Origin of the sequence: Pedobacter sp. L105 (assembly GCF_009765875.1) — a bacterium.
In the GTDB taxonomy this organism is placed as follows: Bacteria; Bacteroidota; Bacteroidia; order Sphingobacteriales; family Sphingobacteriaceae; genus Pedobacter.
Map to the genome: position 1 here is coordinate 113645 of NZ_LMUP01000010.1, position 25672 is coordinate 139316.

The 25672-nt window shown below is 40.4% G+C and carries 20 protein-coding genes; 5 read left to right on the top strand and 15 right to left on the bottom strand.

All coding sequences use genetic code 11. The features are described from left to right. Window positions 1-75: 75 nt before the first annotated feature. The 12 genes from GSQ84_RS21875 to GSQ84_RS21930 all read right to left on the bottom strand — a co-directional run bounded on the left by GSQ84_RS21875 (window position 76) and on the right by GSQ84_RS21930 (window position 13615). Complete coding sequence (locus tag GSQ84_RS21875) at window positions 76-1842, bottom strand: serine hydrolase (RefSeq protein ID WP_158799504.1); 1767 nt, start codon at window positions 1840-1842, stop codon at window positions 76-78. An 8-nt stretch (window positions 1843-1850) separates the two neighbouring features. Beyond that, complete coding sequence (locus tag GSQ84_RS21880) at window positions 1851-3044, bottom strand: anhydro-N-acetylmuramic acid kinase (RefSeq protein WP_158799505.1); 1194 nt, start codon at window positions 3042-3044, stop codon at window positions 1851-1853. A gap of 51 nt (window positions 3045-3095) precedes the next feature. Next, window positions 3096-4532: an AcvB/VirJ family lysyl-phosphatidylglycerol hydrolase gene (locus GSQ84_RS21885; RefSeq protein ID WP_158799506.1), complete on the bottom strand. Its 1437-nt coding sequence runs from the start codon at window positions 4530-4532 to the stop codon at window positions 3096-3098. Between the two features lie 4 nt (window positions 4533-4536). Continuing rightward, entirely contained in the window at window positions 4537-7131 is a 2595-nt protein-coding gene (locus GSQ84_RS21890) for a phosphatidylglycerol lysyltransferase domain-containing protein (RefSeq protein WP_158799507.1), read from the bottom strand. A 79-nt stretch (window positions 7132-7210) separates the two neighbouring features. Then, window positions 7211-7744 (bottom strand): DsbA family protein, encoded by a 534-nt coding sequence (locus tag GSQ84_RS21895; RefSeq protein WP_158799508.1) that lies wholly within the window; start codon window positions 7742-7744, stop codon window positions 7211-7213. After that, the gene (locus GSQ84_RS21900) at window positions 7737-8240 is read right to left on the bottom strand and encodes a redoxin domain-containing protein (protein WP_158799509.1); all 504 of its coding nucleotides are present in this window, start codon (window positions 8238-8240) and stop codon (window positions 7737-7739) included. Before GSQ84_RS21900 ends, GSQ84_RS21895 begins: the two co-directional genes overlap by 8 nt. 230 nt (window positions 8241-8470) lie before the next feature. Beyond that, entirely contained in the window at window positions 8471-9655 is a 1185-nt protein-coding gene (locus GSQ84_RS21905) for an MFS transporter (RefSeq protein ID WP_158799510.1), read from the bottom strand. 98 nt (window positions 9656-9753) lie between these two features. Beyond that, entirely contained in the window at window positions 9754-10557 is an 804-nt protein-coding gene (map, locus tag GSQ84_RS21910) for a type I methionyl aminopeptidase (RefSeq protein ID WP_158799511.1), read from the bottom strand. A 6-nt stretch (window positions 10558-10563) separates the two neighbouring features. Next, on the bottom strand, window positions 10564-11187 hold the full coding sequence (locus tag GSQ84_RS21915) for an ATP-binding cassette domain-containing protein (RefSeq protein WP_158799512.1): 624 nt from the start codon (window positions 11185-11187) through the stop codon (window positions 10564-10566). Further along, window positions 11184-11855 (bottom strand): molybdate ABC transporter permease subunit, encoded by a 672-nt coding sequence (gene modB / locus GSQ84_RS21920; RefSeq protein WP_174238684.1) that lies wholly within the window; start codon window positions 11853-11855, stop codon window positions 11184-11186. The genes GSQ84_RS21915 and modB overlap by 4 nt, the downstream gene beginning before the upstream one ends. A 15-nt stretch (window positions 11856-11870) precedes the next feature. After that, window positions 11871-12629, bottom strand: a complete 759-nt coding sequence (modA, locus tag GSQ84_RS21925) for a molybdate ABC transporter substrate-binding protein (RefSeq protein ID WP_158799513.1) — start codon at window positions 12627-12629, stop codon at window positions 11871-11873. After that, the gene (locus GSQ84_RS21930; RefSeq protein ID WP_158799514.1) at window positions 12629-13615 is read right to left on the bottom strand and encodes an aldo/keto reductase; all 987 of its coding nucleotides are present in this window, start codon (window positions 13613-13615) and stop codon (window positions 12629-12631) included. Before GSQ84_RS21930 ends, modA begins: the two co-directional genes overlap by 1 nt. Window positions 13616-13957: 342 nt before the next feature. Between GSQ84_RS21930 and GSQ84_RS21935 the strand changes: the two genes are divergently transcribed. From GSQ84_RS21935 to GSQ84_RS21955, 5 genes are all read left to right on the top strand, one after another. Continuing rightward, window positions 13958-14410 (top strand): GNAT family N-acetyltransferase, encoded by a 453-nt coding sequence (locus GSQ84_RS21935; protein ID WP_158799515.1) that lies wholly within the window; start codon window positions 13958-13960, stop codon window positions 14408-14410. A gap of 64 nt (window positions 14411-14474) precedes the next feature. Continuing rightward, window positions 14475-14639 (top strand): cupin domain-containing protein, encoded by a 165-nt coding sequence (locus tag GSQ84_RS21940; protein WP_254070951.1) that lies wholly within the window; start codon window positions 14475-14477, stop codon window positions 14637-14639. A 75-nt stretch (window positions 14640-14714) separates the two neighbouring features. Then, window positions 14715-15629 (top strand): cation diffusion facilitator family transporter, encoded by a 915-nt coding sequence (locus GSQ84_RS21945; RefSeq protein ID WP_158799516.1) that lies wholly within the window; start codon window positions 14715-14717, stop codon window positions 15627-15629. A gap of 39 nt (window positions 15630-15668) precedes the next feature. Beyond that, complete coding sequence (locus tag GSQ84_RS21950) at window positions 15669-16517, top strand: alpha/beta fold hydrolase (protein WP_158799517.1); 849 nt, start codon at window positions 15669-15671, stop codon at window positions 16515-16517. 333 nt (window positions 16518-16850) lie between these two features. Then, window positions 16851-18179 carry an FKBP-type peptidyl-prolyl cis-trans isomerase gene (locus GSQ84_RS21955; protein WP_158799518.1) on the top strand — a complete coding sequence of 443 codons (1329 nt, stop codon included), beginning with the start codon at window positions 16851-16853 and terminating at the stop codon, window positions 18177-18179. 74 nt (window positions 18180-18253) lie between these two features. On the opposite strand, the gene GSQ84_RS21960 is transcribed toward GSQ84_RS21955, so the two are convergent. The 3 genes from GSQ84_RS21960 to GSQ84_RS21970 all read right to left on the bottom strand — a co-directional run bounded on the left by GSQ84_RS21960 (window position 18254) and on the right by GSQ84_RS21970 (window position 25475). After that, window positions 18254-20653, bottom strand: coding sequence for an ABC transporter permease (locus GSQ84_RS21960; protein ID WP_158799519.1), 2400 nt, complete (start codon window positions 20651-20653; stop codon window positions 18254-18256). Window positions 20654-20798: 145 nt separating this feature from the next. Then, window positions 20799-21137: a hypothetical protein gene (locus tag GSQ84_RS21965; protein ID WP_158799520.1), complete on the bottom strand. Its 339-nt coding sequence runs from the start codon at window positions 21135-21137 to the stop codon at window positions 20799-20801. 138 nt (window positions 21138-21275) lie between these two features. Continuing rightward, window positions 21276-25475: a hybrid sensor histidine kinase/response regulator gene (locus GSQ84_RS21970; protein ID WP_158799521.1), complete on the bottom strand. Its 4200-nt coding sequence runs from the start codon at window positions 25473-25475 to the stop codon at window positions 21276-21278. Window positions 25476-25672: the final 197 nt, after the last annotated feature.

Sequence of the window (25672 nt, forward strand, 5' to 3'; positions counted from 1 at the left end):
TTTTAATACATGGCCACAAAAGTAAAATATACAGTAAATGTTTACTTCCCGTCAACTTTTCAGCGCTTTTTAAAGCTAATTTCCCTTAGCAATTGCCCTGTATATGACGTCCTGTATCCTGCTTCTGATATTCATTTTTAGCAGTGCATCGCTCTTCACATCGGGATAGACCCTGTTGGATAAAAATATGTACACCAGGTTCTTTGTTGGATCTACCCATACCGCGGTACCGGTGTATCCCGTATGGCCGAAGGTTTTGGATGAAGCCAGGTAAGATGGATAACCTTTGGCAGGATCAGGATCTTTACGGTCGAAACCTAAACCACGACGACTTACTTTCGATTGGCCGGAAGTGAAAAGCTCTACGGTGCCAGTTTTGAAATATTGCTGCCCACCGTAGCTACCTTTGTTAAGCAGCATCTGATATAAAATGGCCAGGTCATTTGATGCAGCGAAAAATCCTGCATGACCTGCTACGCCTCCGGCCATTGCTGCACCGGGATCATCTGTAAAACCCTGTACCAGCATATCCCTAAACCATCCGTCATTTTCTGTTGTGGGTACAATTCTATCTTTAGCAAAACGGTTACGGGGTAAAAACCCTGCTGTTTGCATCCCCAATGGAGAGTAAAAATGCTGGTCCAGATAATCGTTCATTTTTATTCCCGTTACTTTCTCTACAATTTCCTTCATGTAATACATGCTCAGGTCGCTGTATACAAACTTACCTCTGGTAATGATCTTACTTTCCAGCATTTCCGGCCACATGATATCTTTATAATAATTGGCTCGGATAAAGTAATTATCAGCTACTTCGGTAGGATAAGCTGCTGAGCGTAATGCACTCATATCCCCGGGTTTTAGCTGTTTATAAAAAGCAATGAAAGGCGTAAATCCTGCTTCGTGCAGCATTACTTCTTTTACGCGGATATTCTTTTTATCGGTGATATCCCTCGCCCTCACAATGTATTTACTGATGGCGCTGTCCAAACTCAATTTTCCTTCTTCTACGAGCCGCATGACTTCCAGCGTGGTGGCCGAAGTTTTAGTCAGGGAGGCCATATCGAAAATATCACTGGTTCTCATTTCCCTGTCGCCGGTATAAGTTTGTTTGCCAAAGGCCTGCTGAAAGATCACCTTGCCATCTTTTAATACCATCACTACCCCTCCAGGCGTTGCTTTTGCTGCAATGGCTTCTTTCATGATGATACCAATGCTATCCAGGTAATGCTGGTTTACGCCAGCCTCTTCGGGTACGGAATATTTTAAGCGAATAGCCGGGCTGCCGTTTAAACCAATTCCGCCGAAGAGCATCTGGCCCAGTGCCGAAGCACTTTCCTGTGTATCGTCCTTACACCAGAGTACTGGTGAATGAAAAGAGCTAAAAAAAGCGGTGTGATCCTGCTTACCCGAAATCACTACCACCACTTTTTTCGTTTTTTCCAGTTCCTGCAGGAAACCAAATAATTGCGCATTGAAGGTACCCGCTGCAGATAGTTGAACAATGATGGTCTGGTATAACTTCAGGTCGTCATCTAAATGGTGATAACCGGTTAAATCTGAAAGATGCTCAGCCTGAACCGAATCAACTTTACAGTATTTATTCAACAAGGCGTTAAAAAGAGCTCCATGTGATGCACCCAGGTTAACACTTGCAGCAGAAAGCTGTTCCAGTTGAACAAAAGGCACCAGGTGATTTTCATTGTGCAGCAAAACGGTACGAGCTTCTACCTGTTTTTCATGCTGCAGCCACAATACGTTATCTGCATGGTTCTGGGCGCCTGCTTGTTTGGCCAGGCCTAAAGACAGGAACAGGAGTAAAAAAGCGGGATTGAATTTCATAAGGTTATTTATTTAGGGAGACTGATCTTACCCATTGTTATATTGGGCATACCAGGACGGGAACCAAAATCGGTTTGTCCGCCTGCTACACATTCATTCGCCAGTAAAGCAAAGAGCACTGCTTCTTTAGCATCGGGATTGATACCTAATTCAGCGGTATCCCTTAGTGGGAGTCCTAACCCCTCGCTCAGTTTCTGCACCAGCAGTGGATTATGCATTCCGCCACCACTCAGGTAGATCACAAAGTCCTGTTCATTGATAGAATTTCTGATTGCACCGATGATGGTTCTGGCAGTAAATTCATTTAATGAAGCCAATATATCTTCATTGGACAGCTCTTCTTCCCCGGCTGCTTTTTGCGCTGCACGCAGGTAAGCCAGGTTAAACAATTCTGGCCCTGTGGTTCTTGGAAAAGGCTGATCAAAAAAAGCTGTATTCATCAGTTCCCTGACCAGTGTTTCACTTACGGTTCCGGATTTTGCCAGTGCCGCATCCTGATCATAATATTTACCCGGGTAGCGGTGCTGTACAAACTGATCCATCAGGGTATTTCCAGGGCCTACATCTGTAGAGAACAGCTGACCCGCATTTCTTCCGGCCGGGAGATAAGTAAAGTTAGCTATCCCTCCTATATTAAGCAATATCCTGCTTTCTGAGTTGCTGGAAAACAAAAGATGGTCTCCATAGATAGCCAACGGGGCGCCTTCACCACCGGCAGCAATATGCTTCTGCCTGAAGTCGCTTAACGTGATGATTCCAGTTTCTACGGCGATATGGTCGCCGTCACCTATCTGTAAAGTTGAATTTGGAAAAGAGGCCAGTTTATGGAGTGAAATCGGTGCATGAAATATCGTCTGCCCGTGGCTGGCAATCAGGTCTACTGATTCGGCAGGGTATTTCCATTTATGCAGTGCGGCCAGGATCAGCTTTGCAGAATAAGAACCGATCACTGCATTCATTAGGGTTACCTTTTGCAGATCGGCCTCTTTTTTAAAGGCAATAGCTTTTAGCTCTTCCTTAAACTGCTTTTCATAGGGGGCGGTGGTGAATTGTAGTAACTCAACTGTTGTCTCCAGCCCCATCCCTGTAAATTTGCACAAGGCAATATCCAGCCCATCCATTGAGGTACCAGACATCAGGCCAATAATGATTCTGGAAGGTGCGTCAGCAATCTGTGCTAATTTTGAAATTTGATCGTTCATTATGAAGCAATTGATTTGCTGGCTGAATATACAGACTGTAGTTTAAAAATGCTATTGCTGCGGAATAAATTTAAGAAATGCATTGGCTATACCCTGGAAGTCGCCGTCAAAGTGATGGTCGCCGGGAATGATGTCTACCTTAAGACCTGCCTGCTCGAACTTCTCAGGAATCTCATTTCCTTCTGCCTTGCCAAAAAAGCTAACAGCAGGAATAGTTTTCATCTTCTTCATTTCGGGCAAAACGTTATAGGTTTCGGGTGTTTCATCACCTATGCTTAGCATATCCAGGATATGGATTTCAAAATCTGCCGTTACATCTGGTGATAAGGCCAGCACGGCTGCCAGACGCGATTTTAAAGCCGGTTCAAAACGTGCCGCAACAAAAGGAACTACCGACGCACCAAAAGAATAACCGGCAAGTACAAACTTCTCTTTACCCAGCTGCGCGGCATAATGTAAGATAGCCTTGCTCAGGTCTTCTGTAGTTTGATTGGGTGTTCTGGTGTTCCAGAAATACTTCTGTGCATCCAGGCCAACTACAGAAAGTCCTTTTTCTGCCATTGCTTCGGCCAGCGACTGGTCAAAGCTGGTCCATCCTCCGTCACCGGAGATCATCAATACCATAGGGAGATTACTTTTCTTTGGGGAAGGAATAACAATTAAAGGAAGGTTATTTCCATAAGGGGTAACCGGCTGTGTTTTTAGCGTTACATTTTCTGCCTGCTTACGCTCTGCAAAAGATTGTGTGTTTAATATTTTCTGGAAAGCCTCATTGAACTGTGGCAGCCAGTTATCAGCAATAGAAAAACCATGACCTACTTTGGGAAGGTCGATCAGTTCTGCCATTGGCATTCCTTTTAAAAAGGCTGCGGTAGCCGTATAAGGACAGGTTTGATCTTTAAAACCGTTTAATACTATAAATGGTTCCGTAAGACTTTCAGTTCTTTCCAGCCAGTAAGATACACCCGGCTTTAGTACGTGCTGGGTTAAACCGCTTCCTTTGCACAAAGGTCTTTTAATTTCTATATCGGGACAAAAGCCCAGGGCTATAGCTCCCTTAAAAGTATTGGCGGGTGCTTGCGCCAGTATGCCGTAGATTAAAGTGGCTCCATAGGAATAACCTACCAGGATGGGCTTGGAATACGTGACCAGCTTGTACTTTTTCTGGATCATTAAACTGATCCGTTCAAAATCTGCCGCCGGGTAATAACACTCTGCTTTTGATCTGGCCAATCCGTTTTTATAAGTTTTAGCATCTATCCCCAAAACCAGTGCACCCTGATTGGCAATATCTTTCGCCATATTGATCACCCCGTCTTTCCAGCCTCCGTCGCCAGAAACAAAAAGCACTACCGATGTAGGTGTTTTTACAGGATGATAAACAATGACTTTTCCAAAAATCCCGTAAGTAAGGGAATCTATAGTTACCGCATAGGTTGAACTGCTTAACGCAAAAAACAGCGTTAATAGTAGAAGTATTCGCTTCATTAAATTATGGTTTAATCACTTTTGATAATACTGCAGGCACTTGTATCAGGTCATAATCCTGATCGTATACCAGGTATTTATTATGCCAAACCGGAGAGAACTTATCTTTTGCATCTCTTAATCCCTTATAATGAGAGAAAGATCTTATCTTTTCATAAGCAAACTTCATGGAACGTTCTGTCAGGTTTTTAGGATCATCCAATCCTGATAGAGGGGCAAAACCCAGATTTACTGACGTGCAATTAATCGCTTTCAGGTATTTGAACAGTTCCACTAAGATAAAGTCAATCACCCCATTTGGTGCATCGTTGGTTTTCCGGATCAGGTCGTAAGTTCCTTCGCCCTCGGCATAATCGGGGATCACATTGAGAAAAGCCACAATTTTCTCTTCTGAATTTTCTACCGTAATGATGGTTTGTTTTTTCAATTCGTCCCAGATGAACATGCCCTGAGAGAAAACTATTTCTTCACGTTCCGTTTCAGCCAGCCATTCATCAGATACATTTTTGATTTTTTGTAATAAACCATCTTTTATCGGTGCGATATAGAGTTTACTCTTATACCCTTGATCAGATACCTTTTTGAGGGCATTCCTTATAGATTTCCTGTTGCCGCCATCCAGGGTGAAAGTAGTCAGATCCACCACTCCCTCCTGCCCTAAGTACAATCTTTTTTTACCAGAGGCGATAAAAGGTGCCAGGTTTTCTTCGGCTACGCGGTAATAGAAACTTTTCACCCCGCTTTCAAAACAATACTTATCAAAAGATTTGATCAGGGCTTTCTGGTTTTCAGGTGCCGTGACTGGTGATTCCAATACGACAGCGAAATTCCCTGTTATCCTGTAAGAGATAAAACCTTCAATTTCAGGGGTCTCGTAGATCAGTTTATCCTGATAAGTTTTGAAGTAATCCATGGCAGAGTTGCCATGTTTTTCTACCTGTTGCCTTGCATAAGCAAATTCTTCAGGAGTAGTTACATCTTTAATAATATAAGGACGGATCAGTGTATAGACCAGGAAGCCAATAGAAAGGAAACCGCTGATGTTGATGGACAGCAAAAATCCCCTGGCAAAAGCATCCTGCGGTACCAGGTCTGCACTTTCTACCAGCACAAAATTTTCAAGCGTATACTTTACCGATTGTACAAAACTAAAATCTACATTAAAGTGCCTCGAATCCAGGAAGTAAAATCCAATGATACCATATAGAACAACACCTCCGATACTTAAAAGCATGGTTTGTATCCCCAGAAAACGTAACCTTGAATTGTGTTTTACGTAATATTCTTTTCTGGAAGTGATCAGGGCGACGATAACGATCAGTGAAAAACAGGCTTCTTCATAATCAATCGCCTTGGTAAGGTTACCGATCAGCGACAGCAAACACAGAGCAAGGGCAAAATACCAGGCCATTTTTAAGCCTTTCAGCATAAATGCTGCGGTAACCAGCAAGAATAAACCTGCTACCAGTACAAAATAATTGGATGCTGCAATGGCCGAAACGGGAAGGAAGTTCTGTAAAAAGACCAGCCTTTCCGGAATCGCCGGTGTTAATACTGAAACAACGTTAACAATGCCCAGCGCTAAGATCAGTAATGCCGGAACAATACGCATCAGCAGTTTATTGATCTTCAGCAGGAAGCTTAAAGCACCAATCAGCAGAGGTATCCAGAACTCCATAAAACGGTAAAGGAAAGTAATACTTACTGCTGAAGCATCAGAATAACCCAATTTAATCAGCATGAAAGTCATGGATGCTTCGACCGCACCTAAACCCCTTAAAAATGGCGAAATAATCAGAAATATAACGCCTACGATATAACTTACCGTGGCTATGGTTAACGACGGAGGCAGGTTTAAAGCCACCATCGCAATATAAATGTGTGTAATACCAATGATCTCGATCAGCATGCTGAACAGAAAAGTATGGATAAAGCTCTTCCGTTCTATTTTGTTTTCCCTGAACTCCCCAAGAAACACATCCACCATCGGTATGTATTTTACAATCAGCTGGTAGAGTTTACCATTGGTAGCAATAGATCTGTAAATTAAGTAGATACCTCCTATCAATACAAAAACGGCGATCAGGCCAAACCATTCCTGTGTGCCGATAGTTCCTTCAATAATGGCGTAGATAAATACCGGGACGGCAATAACTACTACAGAAAGAATCCCTACAAAACCATAAATGGAAGAAGCGAAGTTGATCTGCGATTTTGAAACACCCTTTTTCTCGATATTCCCACTAAAGAAAGCCAGTGAAGAAACGCCTCCCGCAGGCAAAAAAACACTTACAAAGTTCCTTTTGAGGTAAAGCGTGGTAGAGTCTGCCAGGGACACCTTACTGCCCACGGATGCAAAGGAAGCCTTATACATTAAACCGTGGACAAATAAATAGATGATGCTTAAAATTATCCCTCCAGTGACCCAGTCCCATCTTGAAGTGAACACGAGGTGTTTAACCTGTGTAAGTTCTCCTTTCTCGTGATCGATATACCATATGCCTAAACCAATAAAAAATATGGTAAACAGATAACTGGCAATGGTTTTATAATTTTCGCGTATAAAAGGTAACGGATTATATTGAGTTGGGAATTTCATAAATGGGCGTCACGTTTCTGAAAGGTAAGAACTGACAAAAGTATAACAATTCTCCTCATTTAAGACATTAGCGGAAAAATTAGCTTAAACTACTCAGGTACTCCATAAAAGGTTCATATTCCCAGTCGCCATCATACCTGCTGCCGTTTATAAAAAAGGAAGGTGTACCATTTACCCCGCTTTCTACTCCGCCCATAAAACTGTCCTGAACTTTATCCGCATATTGTTCTTTTTCCATTGCAGCTACAAAATCATTTTCAGGGATCTTCAGTTCATTGGCATAATCTACCAGATAAGAATCGTCCAGTGCGTCCTGGTGTTCAAATAAAAGATCGTGGTATTCCCAGAATTTACCACTGGCATCAGCGGCCTCTGCGGCCTCTGCAGCATGCTGGGCATGTGGATGTACTTCGGCAAGCGGGAAGCTTCGGTATACGAAGGCGAGGTCTTTACCAAAGTGTTTTTGAATCTTTTTGAGTATACCATAGGCACGTCCGCAATGCACGCATTCAAAATCTCCGTATTCTACCAAAACTATAGGCGCATCTAAACTGCCCTGGATATGGTCTTTTTTACTAACCGCAATGGTTAAATCATTTGCATTATCAATCATTTTTTTGTTCTCCCTGAATTTCTTTTAAGGCTTCTATAATATGGTTGGCACCTGGATTTACCTCTATCGGCGAAAGGAAACTCCAGCGGATAATTCCTTTGCCATCAATTACAAACAGCGCACGTTCTGTGAAACCATCTTTTTCCCTGTAAGCACCGTATTGTTTAGCTACTGCTCCTTTAGGTTCAAAATCTGATAAAAGGGTTAGTTTAAAGTTTCTGTTTTCCCGGAAAGCCTGATGGCAGAAAGCACCATCTACAGAAATCCCTAAAAATTCTGCGTTATATTTTTCAAACACAGCAAGCACCTCATTGTACAGGGTAAGCTGATCACCGCATACTGAACTCCAGTCGGCCGGATAAAAAGCCAGAATAACGTTTTTACCTTTAAAGTCACTTAATTTAACATGATCTGCCTGATCGCCTGCAGAACTTCCTGCTGCACTCTGAAGCGTGAACTCAGGTGCAGTTGTACCGGCTTGTAATAATTCGCTCATCTTCTTGTTCTTTATATTACCTTCAGAACAACCGGTAATTGCTTTTGTTTTTCCTTAACCCGTCCTTTTTAGAAAAAGCTATAAGGTTTTTTGAAAATGCGGCTTCATGATTTAAAGCCGGCTGGATTCGTAAAACCCAGAGCTCATTTATAGTAAAACGAATATTAACCACCGGCCACATTTGTTGAAGTACAGTTATTAATCCCGAAAACCCTGTGTCAGTGATTGATTTACTTTTTGGAAAAGAAAACAATACAAATGGCAACGAGCGACCAGGTAAGCATTTGCCAGGTAGAGAGTTCCCATCCCCCATGTTTCCAGCACAACAGGCCAAAAAAGGTACCTATTCCTCCTCCAATAAAGTAGGTGGTCATATAAATGGTATTTAAACGGCTGTGCGCATTTTCATCAAGGGCATAGATCCTGGCAAAATTGGTGATCTGCGTAGCCTGTACACCAATATCCAGCAGAAAAATTGCGGCAATCATTACCGGAACAGATAATGGGAAGAATTTGAGGAGCAGCAAACTAAAAATAATCAGGCCTACTGTCATTAGTAAGGACCTGCGGGTGTTTCCTTTATCTGCCAGTTTACCAAAATATGGGGCAACCAATGCACCGCCGATGGCTACAATACCAAATAAACCGATGGTATTGGCATGAAAGTTAAAAGCAGGCCCGCTGAGGTAAAATGTAACGGTAGTCCAGAAAGAACAAAAAATACCGAAGGTAAATGCACCCAGTAATGCCGACTGTCTCAATACCGCATGCTCTTTAACCATACTCAGTGTAGATTTAAGTAAAGCTCCATAAGTGCCTGTAAATTTATGCTTTACATTTGGAAGATACAGTTTTAACAAGACAGTGATCACCAATACCATCAAGGCAGAAATGCCGTAAACGTATCTCCAGCCCAGTAGGTCGGTGATAAAACCACTGATTACCCTGGAGCCTAAAATCCCTACCAGGATGCCGCTGAAAACAATACCCACAGTTTTACCTCTGTTTACCTTATCCAGGCTCGCTGCCATTGGCAGGATGATCTGTGCAGGTGCAGAACAAATACCGATCAGCAGGCTCAATACCCACACTAAAATCACACCTTTTGAAATCACCATCAGCACTAATGAAGTCATTAAACTGAGTAGCAGCAACAGGATCAACCTTTTGCGGTTTACCATATCCCCCAGTGGGATCAGGAAGAACATTCCCAGTCCATAACCGATTTGTGAAAACATAGATACCCTGCCAATTTCAGCATCACTGGCATGCAGTGAAATAGCCATCTCTTTCAAAATAGGCTGGTTATAGTAGATATTTGCTACAGTGATCCCTGCGGCAACAGCCATTAGTAAAATTGTACCGGACTTCAGGGCAGCACCCTCCTCATGATGGTTTTTGTCAGTGGATTTCATTCGACTGCAAAAATAGGCCTTAACGTAATTTATCCGCTATGAATCAAAAGCTATTTTGCGGCTTTCCGGGTCATATTAAAATCAAATGACAAAAGAAACTATTCGTAATAAGAAGAGTTTAGGTTTTGATTGGCTTTTTCGGCTGCTTCGATGGGTGAAAAGTCTGATAAGATCAATGCGGTTTCTGGTTTGATACAAACGTCGTGCTCAAAATGCGCTGCAGGTTTTCCATCGGCAGTTTTGATCGTCCAGCCATCTCTGGAAGTATACAGATCTTTAGTGCCCAGGTTGATCATCGGCTCGATGGCCAGGGTCAGGTTTTCGCGCATTTGTATACCGGTACCTCTTCTGCCAAAGTTAGGCACCTGGGGATCTTCATGCATGGTGCGTCCTATTCCATGCCCTACTAAGTCTCTGACCACACCGTAACCTTCTTTCTCGGCATAACGCTGTATGGCACTGGAAATATCGCCGATATGATTGCCTACGATGGCTTCCTGAATGCCTATAAACAGGGATTCTTTAGTTATTTTTACCAGCTTTATAGTCTCAGGGGCCATTTCACCCAACATAAAAGTATAAGCGTGATCGCCATGATATCCATCTTTAACCACGCCTATATCTACAGTAATCACATCTCCTTCCAATAGTGGCCGCTGGTTGGGCATGCCGTGTACAACTACCTCATTAACAGAGGTACAGATGTGAAAAGGATATCCATTATAGTGATAGAACGATGGCACTGCACCATGGTCTTTTATAAATTCATGGGCCAGCTTATCCAGCTGCATGGTTGTCATTCCTGCTTTAAGCACTTTAGCGATTTCGGTTAAAGTGGAGCTAACAAGTAAAGCACTGACTTTCATCAGTTCTATTTCTTCTTCAGTCTTAAATATGATCATGTGTATTCATTCTAAATCAATTTTTAAACTATGGTCAGCAAAACCAATTGTCTCCTGGGCATGGTGACTTACAACGAGGGTTGTTGTTTCAAACTCTGTTAACAGGATTTTTAAATCTGTAATCAGGTTTTCCCGAAGTTCATCATCCAGGGCAGAAAAAGCTTCATCCAGCAATAATAAAGATGGCTTTAAGGCTAAAGCCCTTAAAATTGCCAGTCGCTGCTGCTGGCCGCCTGATAAATGTGCCGGCCTTTGGCTGCTGAAATTTTCCATCCTTCCAATATACAATAACCTATTGATCAGCTGATGGTCTTTTGTCGCAAATTGAAGATGTTCTGTCACCGTCATGTTTGGAAATAAGGCGTAATCCTGAAATACAAAACCTACTCTGCGCTGCTGCGGGGGCTTATTGATTTTATTTGCTGTATCCAGCCAAACCTCCCCCTCAGCTGTAATGAATCCCTGTTCGGGAACCACCAGACCGGCAAGGATCTTTAAAAAAGTGGTTTTCCCGGCACCTGAAGGGCCATATATTTTAGTAACCGACTGATCGGGGAATACCGTATCCACCTGCAGTTCTCTATTTCCTTTATAAGTTTTTATCTTTTTACGGATTGCTATTTCTATCATTCCAATGGCCCCCGTGATGCATTTCTGTTAAAAATAAAGACCAGGACTACAATCACAAAAGTGATCGCAAACAGTACAAAAGCATATTGGTTGGCCTTATCATATTGATTATTATCTACAGCATCATAAATAGCTATAGAAGCAACTTTGGTCACACCCTCCAATTTTCCACCGATCATCAGGACTACTCCAAATTCTCCCATGGTATGGGCAAAGGTAAGTACAGCGGCCGTCCACAAAGAAGTTTTTACATTGGGCAGTAAAACACGGTAAAAGGTTTCTAATTTGGATTTACCCATGGTATAGGAAGCTTCGGCCAGTGATGGGGATAAATGGGCAAGTGCTGATTTAACCGGGCTAACCATGAAAGGCAGACTATAGATTACTGATGCAACAACGAGTCCTTCAAACGAAAAGACCAGGCTGAGGTTGAAGTGTTGCAACAGCCAGCTACCCAATATACTATGGGGACTAAAACAAAGTAGTAAGTAGAAACCCAATACGGATGGAGGCAATACCAAAGGCATAGTAAGAATCGCTTCTATCACCACTTTAAACAACGAGCTGCGCCTAGAAAGCCAGTAAGCAAGTGGAATACCGATAACGAGCAAGATCAACGTAGTGATGGCGGCAAGTTTAAGGCTTAGCCAAATGGGTGTCCATTCCATGGGTATCTTTTCTTTTTAAACTATGATGTAGCCAAATTGCCTGAAAATAGCTTTTGCATCAGTAGAGAAAAGATAATCAAAAAATTTCTTATTATTTACAAAATTCTTGTTTTTTGCGTATTTCAACAATACAGCACCCTGTTCGATTGGTGCATAAGCGGCGGGATCTACTTTCTCCCATTTGAAACTGCCGATTGGATTAAGCTCATATACCAGCGATGCAGTTGTAAAACCGATATTCACGACGCCCTTTAGCACATATGTATTTACCTGACTGATGCTTTCGGCAAATACCAGCCTATCTGATGCGGCCTGATACAAACCATAATGGTTTAATGCCTCTTTTGCTGCCTTTCCATAGGGAGCTACCTCGGGATTGCCAATAGCTATTTTTCCAGGGACATGGTTGGTAATAGAAGACTTCCAGTTTTTAAGATCGGCCCCGGTAGTAGAGCAAACCACCAGACTACCTAATGCGTAGACTTTAGGCTGGTTAAGGGCCAGTCCATCATTGAATACATCTTGTGCAAAGTTCATATCAGCAGACAAGAATATATCATAGGGCGCCCCTTGTTTTATCTGTGCGGCCAGTTTACCGGATGCCCCGCTGATTACTTCAACTGTTATCCCGGTTTTCTTTTTAAAATCTGAGGCCAGTTTTTGCAAAACAAACTGCGCATTTGCGGCAACAGCCACCCTGACAGGCTGCGCCATAGAGGAGAGCACTGTCAGGAGGATGATTACTGATAAACTTATTTTTTTTAAGAAGAGCATTAGCTACGGTCTACGAGTTGATTCTGTGTTTCACTGTAACGTGCGCCTGTATTTGGATATTTTGCCAGCAATTCTTCTATTTCCTGCAGATCTGAAGCATTCAGCTCCAGGTCTACCGCAGCCGCATTTTCTTCCAGGTATTTTCTTCTTTTCGTTCCCGGGATAGGGATGATATGTTCACCTTGTGCCAATACCCAGGCCAAAGCCAGCTGCGCAGCAGTACTATTTTTTCCAGCGGCAATAGCAGCGAAACCATGTGCTAATTGTTCATTGTTGCTTTTGTATTCTTCCTGATATCTTGGTAATCCTTTTCTAAAATCTCCATCGGCCAGTGTACTTACGTCTAGAGTGTTGGTCATTAATCCCCGGGCTAAAGGACTAAATGGAACAAATGAAATTCCCAGTTCTTTACACAAGGGTAAAACATCATCTTCTACGCCTCTGGTTAACAGCGAGTATTCACTTTGTAATGCACTGATGGGATGTACTGCATGTGCTTTCTTTAAACTATTGGCAGAAGCTTCAGACAGGCCAAGGTAACGCACCTTACCTTCCTTTACCAGGTCGGCCATAGCGCCCACGGTATCTTCAATAGGTACGTTTGGATCAACACGGTGTGCGTAGTATAAGTCAATTACATCTGTTCCTAGTCTTTTCAGACTTTTCTCCACCGCCGTTTTTAGATAAGCCGGCGATCCGTCAAATGACAGTTTTCCTTCACCGGGATTGGAGAGAAACCCAAATTTTGTGGCCAGGAATATTTTGTCCCTGTTGTTTTTCAAAACCTGTGCTACCAGTTCTTCATTTTTACCGGCTGCGTATACATCTGCAGTATCCCAGAAAGTAACGCCTAATTCAATTGCTTTTTCTAAGGTAGCAATGGATTCTTTATCATCAGGTTTTCCATAACCATGGTTCATTCCCATGCAGCCTAATCCAATTGCCGAAAGTTCTTCTGTTGTATTTCCTAATTTTCTGTACTTCATGTTATTTCTTTTTTTAATTTATGATCAGGAGCTTACGATCAATTGATGACTCCGATCATCCACTCTGCCAAATTTAGCAGGTTGAATGTTTTAAATAAACACTTTAATGTAATCTATGTTTGCTGTTAGTTGATTATACAATTAATTCTCATAGTTAAACAAATAACTAATCAATAATTGAGAATCAGGTTATCTATCTGCAAACCGCAACTAAATTTTTACATTTTTGATTTGTGAATTGTTCTATGCGCAGGCATTCAGGAATTTTATATCTTGCGGCGAATGCGAGGTCACAGAGCGATTTTGTATTTTTTTCAGCTTATAAAAACGATCAACTAAAATATGGAATTTACTGAGATCTGCAAGCCTTTCGACTCCCTTACCGTAAAAGAGCTATATGCTATCCTAAGGCTGCGTAGTGAGATATTTGTAGTAGAACAAAAATGTGTTTTCTTGGATATGGACAATATAGACCAATCCTGTCAGCACCTGATGTTATACCATAATAAGGAATTGATAGCCTATGCAAGGATTGTTCCAAGTGGTTTATCCTATCAACAACCTTCTATAGGCAGAATTGTTACCAGCAGTGTTGTCAGGGGGAAAGGATTTGGAAAGGAACTTGTAAAGCTGGCTATTGAAAACTGTGAACGTCTGTATGGAAAGAAACAAATTAAGATTGGTGCCCAGCTTTATCTCAAAACCTTTTATGGGTCGTTTGGCTTTACCAGTGTTGGAGAAGTGTATGATGAAGATGGAATTGATCACATTCATATGATCAGACCGGTTAATTAAGCTAAAATGGTACAAAGTAATTTGTTTCAGATCGCTGCCGAAAGCCAATGGCAGGATCTTGGCGGTGGCATACAGCGGGGTCTTTGAAACTACTATAGGCGATCAGCAGCGGGTTTTAAATCCGGGCGACGGGTTTTATATCCCTTCTAATGAGGTACATTGCGTAGTTTTCAAAAAAGCGGGTGTATTGATTGATGTTTTTAGTCCTCATAGAGAGGATTTTTTGTGATCCGTAGTTACAAAAATCTTAACGACATTTCAGATAATTTAAAACAATATAAAAGTATATTGGTATCTTATTATTATGGCACATTCGCACGATCATTCCCCTTCCAATCATGGAAAAGCATTTTTAATAGGTATTTTGCTCAACACCGCTTATGTGGTTATAGAGGTAATTTATGGATTGATTGCACATTCTTCTGCTTTACTGGCTGATGCAGGTCATAATGCTGGCGATGTGCTTAGTCTGGGGTTCTCCTGGGGTGCTCTTGCCTTTGCATTGAAAAAGCCGTCCCCAAATTATACTTATGGCTTAAAAAGAATGAGTATTCTGGCTTCCATTTTAAATGCATTGATACTATTGGTAACTATGGGGATTATTGCCGGTGATGCGATTCACAAGTTACAGCACCTCCAGGATGTAGATGAGAACATTGTGGTTTGGGTAGCCGGAATCGGCATTTTGGTAAATGGCTTCACCGCCTTCCTGTTTATGAAGGGTCAAAAGGAAGACCTAAATGTAAAAGGTGCATTTTACCATATGGCTGCCGATGCAGCAGTAGCGCTGGCCGTGGTGATTGCGGGACTGATCATCAAGTTTACCGGATGGAACTGGCTTGATCCGGTAATGTCATTTGTGGTGATCCTTGTGGTGGTGTGGGGTACCTGGAATTTGTTAAAGGATTCTGTTAACTTAGCGTTAGATGCTGTTCCGGAAAATATCAATATAGACGAAGTAAAACAATATTTATTAAGTATCAAAGGCGTTGAGGCGGTTTATGATCTTCATATCTGGGCATTGAGCACTACCCAAACAGCTTTAAGTGCACATTTATTGTTACCTGAAAATAAAGGAGATGATAAAGTATTAAAGGAAATTAAAGATCAATTACATGACCGGTTTGAAATTACCCATCCTACCATTCAGTTGATCCATGAACTGGAAAATATAAGTTACCAGAAAGATTGTTTGGGAAACCTGGTTGAACCTGATTAAGGACGGAAATGCTATCTTTAGCGAATTAATACAGATGTTATGATCAAATATATCAACTTTTTATTTTTATTGATTTTAGGGTTTTGTGACCACCTTGCCGCTCAGAGCAATCAGGATAGCATTCCATTTGGCAACAACAAAGCGGCAGGAAAATACATGACTATTCGCGGTATTAAAATGTATTATGAAGTGTATGGCCATGGTGAACCCTTGCTGCTGATCCACGGTAACGGAGGGTCTATCAGTAATTTTACCAACCAGATCCCCTATTTTTCAAAAAACTATCAGGTGATCATAGCTGATAGCCGTGCACAGGGTAAAACAATTGATACAAAGGATTCCCTGAGTTATGAAATGATGGCCGATGACCTTAATGCATTGATGGATAACCTTCATGTGAAAGATGCGAATGTGATTGGCTGGAGCGACGGCGGAATAGACGGTTTATTATTGGCCATGCGTCATCCTGATAAAGTTAAAAAGCTGGCCGTAACCGGTGCTAACTTGTGGCCGGATAGTACAGCATTAACGCCTTTCGTTTATAAAATGATGGTTAAAGATGCTGATTCTTTAAGGAAGTTACCCAAAACACCGGAAAATAAAGCACAGTTAAAACTGGTTGATCTAATGTGTGTTCAACCCAATATTAAACTGGAGCAATTACACTCCATCAAATGTCCTGTTTTGGTAATTGGTGGCGATCATGACGTGATCCTTCCGGCTCATACCATGGCCATTGCCCAGGCTATACCAAATTCTTACTTGTGGATCATTCCCAACTCAGGCCACTCTACTCCTATTTTTAAGAAAGATCAGTTTAACCCGCTAATCAGTGATTTCTTTAAAACCCCGTATAGGAAAATTGAAGGGGGAGCTACGTTTCAATAGTTCTGTAAATATCATTTAACAGCTTAAATAATTTCTTGGTCATTAGAAAATAATTAATTTTAATTCAGATTCTATTCACCTAAATTTTTATCAAATGCAAATATTGATGATTCCTGGGCTCGTACTCGTATATTTTGTGTACATACTGTACCGTTTATTGATTACAAAAGATTTAAAAAAGCATCTCTGGGAATTTTATACAGGATTAATCTTTATGGGAATATGGGCAATCCTATTTTATGTGATTTCCCGATAATAAGCACGCCCCCGGTAAGACTGTAGAGGACAGTTATTATAGTCTCAAAAATATCTTTGTGGTTAAATACAACCATAATGAAATTTAAACGAAGTTTACCCATTGCCTTTTTACTGATTAATTGTATAAGCGGCTTAAAAGCCCAGGTTGCCCAATTTCCATTTGAATTTCTTGGACAGCACCTGTATATAAAAGTACAAACCAAACAAAGTGATTCGTTGCGATTCATTTTTGACAGCGGTGCAACCGGAGGATCTATAGATTCTGCATTGGCTGAAAAAATTGGTATCAGCAGGGAAAACAGGCAAAACGCAACTATAGCAGGCTCTGGCGGTGTTCAGAGTTACACGATGGCCCTGCATCAAAACCTAAAGCTAGGCGCAGCTGAAATCAAGGACATGAACTTTGCACTGGTGAATTTCAATTCGCTTTCTACAGCCATAGGCTCAAAGATAGACGGTATTGTGGGTTATGAGATCCTAAACCATTATGTCACACAGATAGATTTTGATCATAAAAAAATATCACTTTATAACCAAATTAAAGAGGCTGATACGACAGGTTATACCGGTATTCCTTTCGAGTTCAGTAAGAATATCCTGATCCCCCGCTTCCCTATTTCCATTACGCTGGCCAATGGGGAAACTTTCACAGGAAAGGTAATGTTTGATACGGGAAACTCATTTAGTTTGATTGTGAGCACTCCTTTCAATAAATACCACGACTTTGACAGTAAACTTGGGGAAGTATTGGTGACTAAAGGAAGAGGAATGAATGCAGAAACAAACGATCAGATTGCAATGATTAAAAAAATGGCGTTTGATGGTTTTGATTTCGGTCAAATGGCCATCAGGTTGACAGTAAATCCTCAGGCAAAACCAGGTGATGGTTATCTGGGGATATTAGGGATTGAAGTAATCAAACATTTTAATGTGATCATGGATTATGCCAACAAAAAGATCTACCTGAAACCCAACCGTTCCTACCACAATGCGTTTAATGTAGCCGGTATAAAAGGAAAATGGGCCGAGGAAAGCAAAGCTTTTCTGGAGAAAAACAAATCTAAACCAGGTATAGTAGTTACCCCTTCTGGTTTGCAGTATAAAATCATAAAAAAGGGCAATGGACCAATACCAACAATAAATGAAAGGGTTAGCCTGCATTACACGGCTACTTTGGTAAGCGGGCAGAAGTTATGGAGTACATACGATAACATGAAACCATGGGAACACCGTCTGGATAAAGCTCTGCCGGGCGTACAAGAGGCTGCACTGATGATGCCTGCAGGTTCTAAATGGATGGTTTATATTCCGTCTGCGCTTGCTTTTGGTGACGCCGGTGATGAAGAAGTTCCTGCCGGTGCTGCGTTGATCTATGAACTTGAAGTTCTTAAATCAGAAAAATAATTCTTAGCATTGTTAAGTAGAAAATCCCTGTAACTCATCATTGCAGGGATTTTCAATGTATATCATAAAATAAGCTACTCATATTTAAGTGAGTCAATTGTATTGGCATGGGCCGCTTTGTAAGATCTGATGCTGACTGTAATGAGGGTAAGCAGCATAGAAATGAAAAAGGCAAGTGCAAATGGCCATACATTTAATGATATACGATAGGCAAAGCCCGATAGCCACTTGGAAACAAAGAGATAAGCAAGAGGCCAGGCGACTAAATTTGCCAGAAAAACCAGCAGTAAAAAAGAACCGTTCAGCATTTTGATAAGCTCCAGTGTAGATGCACCCAAAACTTTCCTGATGGCCACTTCCCTGGTGCGCTGGTTAGCCACAAATGAGATCAGGCCAAATAAACCGGTAAAAGAGATGAAAATAATTACCCCGGCAAACACCCTGAAAAGTACACCTGTAATGCGCTCCCCTTCATAAAAACTATTTGTATGGTCATTGACAAAGTTAAAATGATATACATAAGCTGGAAAAGTATTGTTCCATAAAACTTCTATTTTTTTCATGGCTGGAATCAGCTCTTTATCGTCGATCCTGATAGCTACGTTGTTGTAAGAGCTTTTTTCAGCATAAATGCCCATAGGCGAAATATTGTCCTTCAATGACAGATCATTAAAATCTTTAACCACTCCTACAATCTGTACATTCCTTCCGATTTCAGTGAGCGGGTTTAGCATTTTCCCTATCGCCTCTTCAGGGTTAGCTATATTCATTTTTTTAAGAAAGGTTTCATTGACCACACATCCCCTGGCAGTATCACTTTTCATAAAAACCTTACCTGCAATCAGTTTGACATCGAAAAGCTTAAAATAGTTCTCATCTTCTTTAGAGATCCTCACTTCGAAGTCGTTGTTTCTATGTCCGTTGTATATGAATTTAGTGGTGTTCATATTTTCCGATTGCGGGGCATTCTGACAGAAACTTAGTAATTGTACTCCTGGTATCTGTAAGGCCCTTTCCTTAAAAGTATTGTATTTGTTTTTGCTTAAGCTATCTCCTGGGATACTGACCATCGCTACGGAGTTGCCATTAAATCCCAAAGACTTTTCATTCACATATTGCATCTGTTTGACGATAACCAGTGTGGAGATGATCAATACAATGGTAATAGTAAATTGTACTACCACCAGCACTTTCCGAAGGTTTAGACCGCCCGCATTGACAGCAACTTTATTTTTGATAGCCAACACAGGGCTAAACCCTGATATGATCATTGCCGGATAAAAGCCTGCCAAAAAACTAACGAGTATAACCAGAGCAGTCATAAATATAAAGATGACGGGCTGTCCAAACAGGTTAAAGGAAATATGTCCGCTAAAAAGATGCTGCATTCCCGGAATGGCCAGTTCTGTTAGCACACAGGAGATTAATAATGCGAGAATGGAAACCACAAAAGTTTCCATTAGAAACTGGATCACAAGCTGTTTCCGCTGACTGCCCATCACCTTCCTTATTCCAACTTCTTTAGACCGGTTAACAGCCTGTGCTGTTGCCAGATTAATGAAATTTATACAGGCAGTTAAGATTAAAAACAGCCCAATAATAGTGAGGCCATACATTTCTTTTTTTGCGATGGATAAACCAGCAAAATTACCATAATGTCCATTGTAATGGATATCCCGAAGTGGTTGCAGCCTATTGCTTTGATTACCTGCAATACTCTTTTGCTGGTAATATTTTTTATTAAACTGCAGCATGGAAGCTTGCAGGTTGTTCAGGCTTACACCTTGTTTGGCTAATACATAACATTCGTTTTCTGAACTTACAGAATCCCAGTGTGTAAATTTTTTATTGTTCAGCGTTTGATAACTGATCACAATATTTAACGGAAAACTACTGTTCTCCGGCATGTCTTTAAATACACCAGTTACCTTTAAATTTTTGCCATTAGCACATAAAAGACTTTTCCCTGCCGCATTTTCTATCGTACCGAAAAGTTTCCTGGCCATAGTTTCAGACAGGACGGCGGTGTTAGGTTCATTCAAGGTCTGCTGTGTTTTTCCAGAAAGCCAGGACAGATTGAAAATATCAAAAAAATCAGGTTCAGCATAAAATACTGTCTCTTCAGTTTTTATCTTTTCCTTTCCATTTTCATCATTAATATGGATAATTTCCCATTTTCTCTGAATGGCTGCAACTTTTTCCAAACCGGGAAAATCGTTCCTGGCTGCAGCTACTAAAGGTATGGGTACACCTTCGGTATGATCTTCCAAACCGGGGTATTTCCAGTCGGTTACAAAACGGTATATCCTGTTTTCATTTTTATAGCCTTCATCAAAACTCATTTGATAGTGGATAAAAAGAAAAATCAGCATGCAGCTGGCCATACCAGTAGCTAATCCAAGTATATTGATTAGAGTATATCCTTTATTTTTCCAGAGGTTTCGCCATGCGATTTTAAGATTCAGCCTGAACATCTATTCTTTTTAAACCAAAATAGCGAATGGTATGCCAAGTATGCTAAACGCAGAAATCAGCATGCAATCATTGTTTTATAAAGATTATATCATGTAAGTGTACATAAATGAACAGCAAGCGAACGATAATGTACAGGTCTGTAACTTACAAATTAAGGTCGATTATTGTTGCAGGATCATCATAGTAAAGATCCCCATCAAACAGGATGGTATTGTAACCGCTGCCTACAAATTTAACAGTAGTAGCATCGATATCGTAATCGGTGTATAAAGATACCGTGATCTTTGGAAAAGTACTGTTATAAGGTATAGCAAGGTAACCCTGTACATTATAGGCCAGCACTTCATTTCCTGCTTTGATACCAATGGTACAGCTGCTGCAGGTAACCTGAAACTGATATTCAGAATCAGGAACACCATCGTCTACTTTTTTACAAGAACTAAATAAAAAACAAAGTAATAATAGAGGTAAGAGTTTCTTCATTATATATATTCGGATGATTAAAAGTAATTATAAAATTAACTCAATCGTCATTTTATAATCGTTTAAACCGTAAACCATTAAATATAAACTGTTTAAAATATCGCTTTTAAGTAGTTCAAGCGAAAAACAGACAGCTAACTAGTGGATCATGTGCTCATAGGCCAATTTGAATATATCCATCAATTTCCCAATATTCATTGGTTTAGAGATATATTCATTCATACCGCTTTTCAGATAGATTTCCTTTTCTTCGGGCATCGCATTAGCAGTTAACGCTATAATATAAGGTTGATGTGATAAGTTGTCTCTGATGGCTTTAGTAGCTTCCAGGCCATCCATAACAGGCATCTGTATATCCATTAATATTACATCGTACTGGTTGATCACCATCTTATCCAACAGCTGCTTGCCGTTATCTACCATATCAATTTTATAACCCAGTTTATTCAATACATGCGAAATCAATTTCTGGTTGATCAGGTTGTCTTCAGCTACGAGGATCTTCATTGGATACAATTGAGCAAACTCCTCGGTAAGGACATGAGCAGGCTTTTCTTCCGGTGCAGCAATCACGGCAGACTTAGAAAATTGCGTGGCAATACTTTTCCATAGTTGTTTTTGCTTCACGGGTTTAACCAAAATTGCCGAGAAAAGACTGGAGAAGTTTTTCATACTTTCATCACCAATTGAACTCAGCATAATGACAGGCAGGTTCTTATAAGCTGCTTTTACTTCCCTGGCAAAAGATACCCCGTCCATTTCCGGCATTTCCATATCTGTAATCACCAGTTCAGTCTGATGATCAGTTTTTAAATAAATCAGGCCTTCGGCTGCTGATGAAACAGCGGTGGGTACAAATCCCCACAATTCAAGCTGCTTATTTAAGATAATCCTGTTGGTTGCATTATCATCTACAATCAGCACATGTTTTCCTTTCAAATCAGCATCGGCAGGCATCAGCAATACTTTAGCATTGACAACATTGCTTTTAATCGTTTGAATGGTAAAATGGAAGTTTGATCCTTCACCGAGCTTGCTCTCCACCCATATTTCGCCACCCATTAGCTTTACAATCCGCTCACTGATTACCAATCCAAGACCTGTACCGCCATATTTACGTGTTGTAGAGGAGTCTACCTGGGAAAAAGGTTTGAATAGGTCCGCCAGCTTATTTGCAGGGATGCCTATCCCAGAATCCTTGATGCTGAATTCTATCTGTAAAGCGCCATCTTCAAAGTTTTTATTTAAGCTGACCATCAAAAACACTTCACCTTTTTCAGTAAATTTAATGGCATTGTTAATCAGGTTAATGAGCACCTGTTTAAGCCTGAGGCTATCACTTACAATACCAGTGGGCAAATTGTGGTCAATTTCATAGACAAGGTCGATTTTTTGTCTAGCAGATTTCTGGGAAAACATATCCATCACCTCTTCAATACAGGTCCTCAGATTAAAATCTTCCTCTTCAATATCCATTTTTCCAGATTCGATCTTGGAGAAATCCAGGATATCGTTGATTACTCCAAGCAGGTTCTCCCCGCTTTTGATGATCGCATCTGTATATTCCTGCTGCTCCTCACTAAGGGAGGTTTCATTTAACAAGGATGCCATTCCCATTACCCCATTCATTGGCGTTCTTATTTCATGGCTCATGCTAGCCAAAAATATACTTTTAGCCTGATTGGCCTTGTCGGCTTCATTGCGTGCTATAGATTCCTGCTCTCTCTGGTGCTGCAGTTCTTCCGACTGCGAATGAAGTTCTTCATTGATGGCCTGAAGTTCTTCAGATTGAAGAGACACTTCTGCCGTGCGTTCACTAACTAATTTCTCCAGCGTAGCTTTCTGACTGATAATATTATTGATCCTAAAGCGGTATAAATAATAAACAAGGGCTAAAATAACAATAGCAGAAAGCAGTTCAAACCACCAGGTTAGCCAGAAAGGAGGAACAATATTCAGTTTAAGGCTAATCACAGATGACGACCACTGGCCATCATTGTTCTTGCATTTTACCATAAAGGTGTAATCGCCAGCTGGTAAGTTTGTATAAACTGCAGAATTTTTATTTGCAATATGGTTCCATCCCTTATCAAAGCCTTTCAATAAATAGTAATATGATTTTTTATCATAAGATAAAAAGTCGATGGAAGCATAATCAAATGATATTGTAGACTGCTTATAGGATAAAGTGATTGACTTCGTTAAAGAAATGTCCTGCTTCAATGGCGACTTATCTTTACTGTTCACTGCAATAGGAACTTCTTTATTAAAGATCTGAAAACCAGTTAAAACAAGGGGCGCATTATATTGTATCGCTTTAATTTTTTTGGGATAAAATTTATTAAACCCACTTACACCTCCAAAAAACATTTCTCCAGTACTGCTTTTCAACGCAGAATGTGGTTTAAACTCATACCCCTGCAGGCCGTCTTCCGTACTGAAGTTTTTAAACACCCTGGTTTTTGGATTAAACCTGGACAAACCATTATTGGTACTCACCCATAAGTTATGCTGGTCATCTTCCAAAATAGCATGGGTAAAATTATTTGACAGCCCATCTCTGGTGGTAAAATGCGTAAAGGTTTTTGTGGATTGATTAAACAGATTAAGGCCATCAAAAGTACAAAGCCAGAGGTTACCTGCATGATCTTCCAGTATGTTTACAACTGTATTGTTGCTGATGCTTGTTCTGCTGTTATTGTGTTTAAAATGGGTAAAAGTATTTGTTTTAGCGTCAAACAGATCAAGGCCACTATCATTAGTACCTATCCATAAATTACCTTTATGATCTTTGTATATTGAATTGATACGGTCGCTGCCAATGCTTTTACGATCATTTACGTTGTGACGATGATGAATGAATGTATTGCCATCCGGATCATATAAATCAAGTCCTCCGCCAAATGTGCCTATCCACACCTTTCCATCAGCTAGCGGAAGCAATGTATATATATTGTTAAAACTTAAACTGTTGTCATTATTGCTATTGTGTGTAAAAACTTTAAACTGATTTGTCTTTAGGTCTAAAACATTAAGGCCTCCGTCCCATGTAGCAATCCATAATTGTTTGTTTGCACCCTCTTTGGCATCTATAACATAATTCACAGAAATACTATTCCTGCCATCCTGGTGTTTAAAAACAGAGAATTTTCCAGTGCGACTGTTAAACATGTTCAAGCCGCCGCCATCTGTTCCGAGCCAGTAATTGTGATTTGAATCTTCACTAATGCTCAGTACAAAATTATTAGACAGGCTATTTTGAGCATCACTGTGCCTGTAATAATCAAAATTTGTACTGTACTGTTTGTAAAGGTTGATCCCTCCGCCAAAAGAACCTACCCACATATTGCCAAAGCTGTCTTTAAATATAGCGTCAACGGAGTTTGTGCTCAAACTGCTTGGATCTACTTCATCATGGAAGTAAGTGCTGAAAATATTTTTAGCATAGTTAAATACACTTAACCCTCCATTCTCTGTTCCTATCCAGATATTTTGGCGACTATCTTCAGCAATACTTTGGATGCTATTATTGATCAGTGAATTGTTGTTTTTAGGATCGTTTACAAAATGCTTAAAAGTGTTTGTATGATAATCATAGAGATCTAAACCCGTACCTGATGTACCAACCCACAGATGATGGCCACTGTCTTCGAAAAGATAGCTGATATTATTACCGCAAATTGAGCCCGGTACATTAGCCTGATGGGAAAATCTTTTAAAATTTTTGGTCTTTCTATTAAACAAATTCAGTCCATTATTCTGATCACCCGCCCATATATTGTTATAACTATCTTTATATACGGTAAAAATCCTGTTTCCGCTGATACTTTGTGGATCTGATTTATTTGTACGGTAATGGATAGCCTGATTCAGCACCGGATCAAATAAATCTAAACCGTCGTTTTGAGTGGCCACCCAGATACTTCCCGAATCATCAACTACCAGTCTGTTGATAAAATTACTGGCAATGCTTTTTTGATTTCCATCCTGATGAGGATAATGATAAAACTTATTGGTTTTTGGGTCAAATCTGTTTACACCACCACCAATGGTTGCAATCCATATATTTCCCTTTTTATCTTCCACCATATGGGTGACATAGTTATCAGCAATAGTGAAAGGATCATCAGGATTATTCCTAAAAACCTTCATCTGATACCCATCATATCTGTTTAACCCATCCCGCGTAGCAATCCATATGAAACCCCTGCTATCCTGAAAAACAGAATTTACATTTCTTTCTGAAAGGCCCCTGTTGTTGCCTAAATGCGAGAAATGCAATTGCTCTTTTTGCGAAAATGCGACCATCGATACTGCCTGAAGCAGTAGAATTAGCAAAAGTTTTAAATTAGAGGTCAAATTTGGTTCAATTAATAATGGGTTATCGGTATACTTTCATCTTTTTCTGACGATCAAATTACAAGATAATATTTTATTGTTATAACTATATACGAAATTTCTGATAAATTGGTTATTGTTTAATTAAGATAATAGTTCGTTTTTATGAAAATTATTTATACTCAAGGTAGTTATTA